Origin of the sequence: Ligilactobacillus salitolerans, from assembly GCF_003864415.1 — a bacterium.
Lineage (GTDB): Bacteria > Bacillota > Bacilli > Lactobacillales > Lactobacillaceae > Ligilactobacillus > Ligilactobacillus salitolerans.
Map to the genome: position 1 here is coordinate 1 of NZ_BFFP01000066.1, position 4,984 is coordinate 4,984.

7 protein-coding genes are annotated in these 4,984 nt (G+C 43.8%); 1 reads left to right on the forward strand and 6 read right to left on the reverse strand.

Translation table 11 applies throughout. The features are described from left to right. Positions 1 to 261: IS3 family transposase (locus LFYK43_RS11845; RefSeq protein ID WP_148095629.1), on the forward strand; the 261-nt coding region annotated here is incomplete at its 5' end. 344 nt (positions 262 to 605) lie between these two features. Here LFYK43_RS11845 and LFYK43_RS11850 read toward each other — a convergent pair. The 6 genes from LFYK43_RS11850 to LFYK43_RS11875 all read right to left on the reverse strand — a co-directional run. Continuing rightward, a complete protein-coding gene (locus LFYK43_RS11850) occupies positions 606 to 1,358 on the reverse strand; it encodes an SDR family NAD(P)-dependent oxidoreductase (RefSeq protein WP_124978536.1) in 753 nt (250 codons plus the stop codon). Positions 1,359 to 1,448: 90 nt separating this feature from the next. Continuing rightward, a complete protein-coding gene (locus tag LFYK43_RS11855; RefSeq protein WP_124978537.1) occupies positions 1,449 to 1,973 on the reverse strand; it encodes a GNAT family N-acetyltransferase in 525 nt (174 codons plus the stop codon). A 140-nt stretch (positions 1,974 to 2,113) separates the two neighbouring features. Then, on the reverse strand, positions 2,114 to 2,632 hold the full coding sequence (locus LFYK43_RS11860) for a type 1 glutamine amidotransferase domain-containing protein (RefSeq protein WP_124978539.1): 519 nt from the start codon (positions 2,630 to 2,632) through the stop codon (positions 2,114 to 2,116). A 149-nt stretch (positions 2,633 to 2,781) separates the two neighbouring features. Beyond that, entirely contained in the window at positions 2,782 to 3,552 is a 771-nt protein-coding gene (locus LFYK43_RS11865) for an acetoin reductase (protein ID WP_124978541.1), read from the reverse strand. Between the two features lie 27 nt (positions 3,553 to 3,579). Then, complete coding sequence (locus tag LFYK43_RS11870; protein WP_124978543.1) at positions 3,580 to 4,053, reverse strand: S-ribosylhomocysteine lyase; 474 nt, start codon at positions 4,051 to 4,053, stop codon at positions 3,580 to 3,582. Between the two features lie 247 nt (positions 4,054 to 4,300). Beyond that, a partial coding sequence (locus LFYK43_RS11875) for a MetQ/NlpA family ABC transporter substrate-binding protein (RefSeq protein ID WP_124978545.1) occupies positions 4,301 to 4,984 on the reverse strand: 684 nt, incomplete at its 5' end.

Genomic DNA, 4,984 nt, shown 5'->3' on the forward strand with positions numbered 1-4,984 from the left:
ACCTCTAAAGCCTATGTTCGAATTATAGCAAAATGGGGCTATACGCGTAGTATGTCTCGAGTTGGTAGATGTATTGATAATTCCCCTATGGAAAGCTTTTGGGGCCATTTTAAAGACGAGTGGTACGTTTGGGATAGCTATCCAACTTTAGCAGACTTACAGGATTCAATCGATGAGTTTATGTCCTTTTATAACAATGATCGGATCCAAGAGCGCTTAAGCTTTTTAACTCCGGCAGAATATCGTGATCAGGCTGCCTAAATGTCCAAATAATAAAATTCCAACACAAACCTAGCCTTCTGTTGTCGACGCTTTTGACCTTGAACTTGGGCTTGAACTTAGCTTATTAAATAATCATAGTTTTCGTTTATTTGACTGTCAGCTTGACAGGAGCCGTTTCACCAGCTTGGACCCTTCTTTCAAATACTTTAGTCCAAGAATCACCAGCTTGGACCAATCTTTCAAATACTTTGGTCCAAGAAAAACCAGATAGAAATGAACAAAAACACCACCAAGCTTACAAAAGTTTGGTGGTGTTTTTGCTAGGACCGGAAAGCACGTTGTCCCAACCTGACACTGATAATGTCAGTCAGAGTAACAATAACTTATACTCGTAAATCTGGATAGCCGGTAACTTCCCAGCCGCCATCGACAACCAGAGAAGTGCCGTTGATATAGCTGGCTCCTTCACTGGAAAGAAAGACTGCCGGCTGCGCGATTTCTTTCGGATCTCCCCCTCGTTTTGCAGGGATCCGCTCCTTGAATCTACCGTTGATCGTTTCATCTCCTGTTAATCCTGCAGTCAAAGGAGTATTTACCAATCCAGGCAAGATCACATTCACATTGATACCATAATCTGCCAGCTCCAGCGCCGCATTTTTCGTTAACATTTCAACTCCTGCTTTGGCTGAAGAGTATGCTGCCCCGAAAAACATCGGGACATGGGCATTCAAAGAAGAAATATTGACGATCTTGCCGCCCTTTTGTTTTTTCATCTGCTGTCCTACGTATTTGGTAAACAGGAAGACCCCATTCAAGACCAAATTAACTGTGAAGTTCCAATCTTCGAGCGGCTGTTCGATGATCAAACCTGGCTTAGAAGCACCTGCCACATGGAAAGAACGGTCGATCCGTCCATGCTTTGATACAACGTAATCCACGAAATCTTTAACTTGTTCTTCGTCGGTAACATCAACCTTTTTACCATCGTAGAGCTCGTTTGCTTGGCAAAGCTTGTTTAACGCTTCCTCATTTAAGTCGCAAGCAACTACTTGGATCCCTTGGGACATTAACTCCTGGGCAATTGCCAAACCAATTCCGCTGGCACCGCCAGTGATGATTGCAGTTTCTTTAGCCATGAATAGTTCCTCCTCATAAAATAAAACGCTTACATTTTTATTATATCTAACTTTACAGAAATTACCACCTCAAAAAAGATGGCCTTTCCCTTACCCTAAGAATAGCTGGTAAACATTTCTTTGGTCATTTTGATCGCCATCCATATAAACGATCCCGGAATAAGAGAAACCCTGTTTTAAAATTACATGCTGCATCCGCTGATTCATAGCGTGTGTGTCGATCCGTACTTCACGAAAGCCCAAGCGATAGGCTTCACTAGTCAGATTACTGAAAAAGAAATCGGCTAAATGCTGTCCGTGGTATTGTGGTGCGACAGTGATTCGATGGATCGTTGCGTACTTTTTATCAGACGGCTGCCATTGACCTTGATAGATCTGCTCATAGTTAGGATCATTTGCTTGAAACAGAGTCGCAGTTCCGACAATTTCTGCGTCCAAAATTAACAGGTAAGTTTCACCCTTGTCAATATCTTGTTGAATATCCGCTTTTTGCGGGTACTCGCCCTGCCACTGGGGGATCTGATCTTGGGCTAACAATTTTTTACCCTGACTAATCAAGGCAAAAACCTGCTCGAGCTCGCTTGCTTGAGCTTTTCTAATGTAAATACTTGCCATTGCGCAACATCCTTTGCTTCAAACTTGAATTATTATATAGCTACTTTACCAGCTTTCGTTGCGCTTTGGCAGACAAACTTAAAAAAATAACGCCGACTGGCAGTCTCCCTGTCAATCAGCGTCTATCTAAATTGTTCTATTTAGTTTTTGGCTAACGCAGCCGTGATCTCTCGATTAAAATCAGGCAAGTCATCAGGTGTCCGGCTAGTAACTAACTGATGTTTGCTGTCAACAACCACCGACTGATCTAAGACCTGTGCACCGGCATAATAGAGGTCAGGACGCACAGAGGTAAAGGCTGTCAGTTTTAATTGATTGGCTAAACCAGTCTGAATGAAGAGCTGAGGTCCATGGCAGATCGCGAAAACGTGCTTGTTGCTCAAAAGAAAGTCTTTAACAAAGGCGACAAAACGTTCATCTGCACGGAGTTGATCAGGAGAAAAACCGCCTGGGATCAGCAAAGCATCAAAATCATTCGCTGAAACCTCATCAATACCCTTGTCAGCTTGGATCGACAACCCATGTTTGCCTGTGATCTGATTTCCGGCGTTCTTTTCAATTGTTCTTACGTCATGCCCCGCTTTTTCCAAGGCTTCAACTGGTGACGTGTATTCAACGTCCTCTACGTCATTAGTTACAACAACAGCAACTTTACTCATATTAAAAATTCTCCCTTTCCTGATTGTTTGAACTGCTAAATCAGCTACCGCAGTTCGACTTCGTTATAACATACCACAAGCTGCGCCCCCCAGTTATTTGCCTAATCCTTTGAAATCTTTTAATCATTCACAGAAACAAAGACAAGCTTTTAGTGGAATCTCATTCCACCATCGACCTGCAATGACTGCCCAGTGATGTATTGCGCGGCATCCGATGCAAACCAGGCTACTACCTCTGCAACATCCTCAGGCGTCCCTTCACGGCCAATGGCAATTTCTTCTAAACAACTTGCTTGTTGTGCAGGAATTGTTTTACCTTTAATCGCTGCGGTCTTTGCGTCGATCACATCCCGCATCTTAGTGCGAACGATCCCCGGATTATAGGCGTTAACAGTGATCTTGTCCGTCGCTAGTTCCTTAGCAGCCGACTGGGTCAAACCACGGATCCCGAATTTAGAAGCAGAATAAGCGCTTTGCAAAGCCGAGGCTTCGTAGCCTGCCAAAGAAGCGGCGTTGACGATCCGCCCACCCTGACCCTGTTTTTTGAACTGTGTCGCAGCTGCTTGGATCCCCCAATAAGTTCCTTTGAGGTTAACATCTAACAACCGCTCGACATCTTCTGGGGCGGAATCTACGAAACTGTCAATGAACGCGATCCCCGCGTTGTTGACAAACAACGCCAGCTCACCCAGATCGGCGACAGCCTTTTGAACAAGCTCAAAAACTTCTTGCCGATGCGCAACATCAACATGATAGGCACGCGCTTGGTAGCCTTGAGCAGTCAGATCCTGCGCCACCTTCTGTGCAGTTTCATCGTTAATGTCTGCGACAGCGACCGCATAATCATCTTTTACCAAACGGCGGGCGATCCCCTCACCGATCCCCTGACCAGCTCCTGTAACAATAGCAAGTTTACTCATATACTTTACCTTCCTTGTCAAAATTATCTAAATCACGTGGCGTTCAAACGGATCATCACTGATCCCTTTAGCCAAGATATCTCGTGACCACTGTTTAGCTGAAAACAAGGAGTGATCCCGGTAATTTCCACAACTGTAAATATCAGTCCCTTGCACATCTTCCCAAGTCACTTCATCGGCGATTTCTTTTAGCGAACCTTTTAAAGCCTCGGCAACCTCTGTCGTAGAATGCTCCCCCCAAGTGATCAGGTGAAAGCCAGTCCGACACCCAAAAGGTGAGCAATCAATGACACCGTCCAAACGGTCACGTAACAGGCCAGCTAATAAGTGTTCGATGGTGTGCAGTCCAGCCGTGGGGATCGCATTTTCATTGGGCTGAACTAAGCGCAGATCGTAGTTGCTGATAGAATCGCCCTTCTTTCCTTGCGCCTCAGTGATCAACCGAACGTAAGGTGCCTTAACTTGTGTGTGATCCAATGTAAAACTTTCAACTTTAGCCATAATTTAAGATCTCCTTTTTAATACATCTAATTTTTTTCGAGCTGCGTAAACCAGAAATTTTCGCTGACTCAGGTCCGTCCTTCAATGCCTAAAAACCATTCAAGACCGTTCTCCGCTAATGCTTGCTTTCTTGTGCTTTACTTTGCCCCGTTATTTAGTCGAGCTGCGAAAATCAGACAACTCCGCTTATCCAACATTAGACTAACATCGCTGGAAAACACGATGTCAATCTAATGTCCGATAATGCTCATTGTCTCCCGATTTTCTCCGCTCTGTTATTTTCAAAATATGACAATGGTTTGTTAACTTCAATTTTGGTTCCGTAATATTTTTTCTTAATGTATCTTTGAATTTCTTTTTGGTGATACAGTTTGACCAACTTCTTGTATGCTGGCTTATCCTTATTTTTCGCAGCAGTTGCTAAAATATTGACGTTTGCCTTGGTACTCTGATCCACTTTTTCATGAAAGATCGAATCCTGCAAAACATTCAAGTGACCTTCCAAAGCCACAGTATTAGAAATTAAAACTAGATCAACACTGTTAATAATGCGCGGACCCGTGTTGTCGTCGATCTTTTTAAACTTCAACTTTTTAGGGTTAGCAGCAATGTCATTGACGGTTCCTAAGCTGCCAAAACTCTTTTTCAAAGTGATCAAACCCGCCTTTTGCAACAAGAGTAAACCACGCGTGGCTTGAGAAGGGTTATTGGCAATAGCGACCGTTGCGCCATCAGGGATATCTGAAATATCCTTGTATTTTTTAGAATAGATCCCCATCGGTTCTAAGTAGGTCGTTCCTAGAGCTGCCAGCTTGCCGCCCTTATTTTGCTGATTATATGCTTGAAGATAGGATAAAGATTGAAAAGCATTCACGTCTACGTTACCTTGTGAAGTGGCCTTATTCAGCTGAACACCATCGGTGATTTGTTT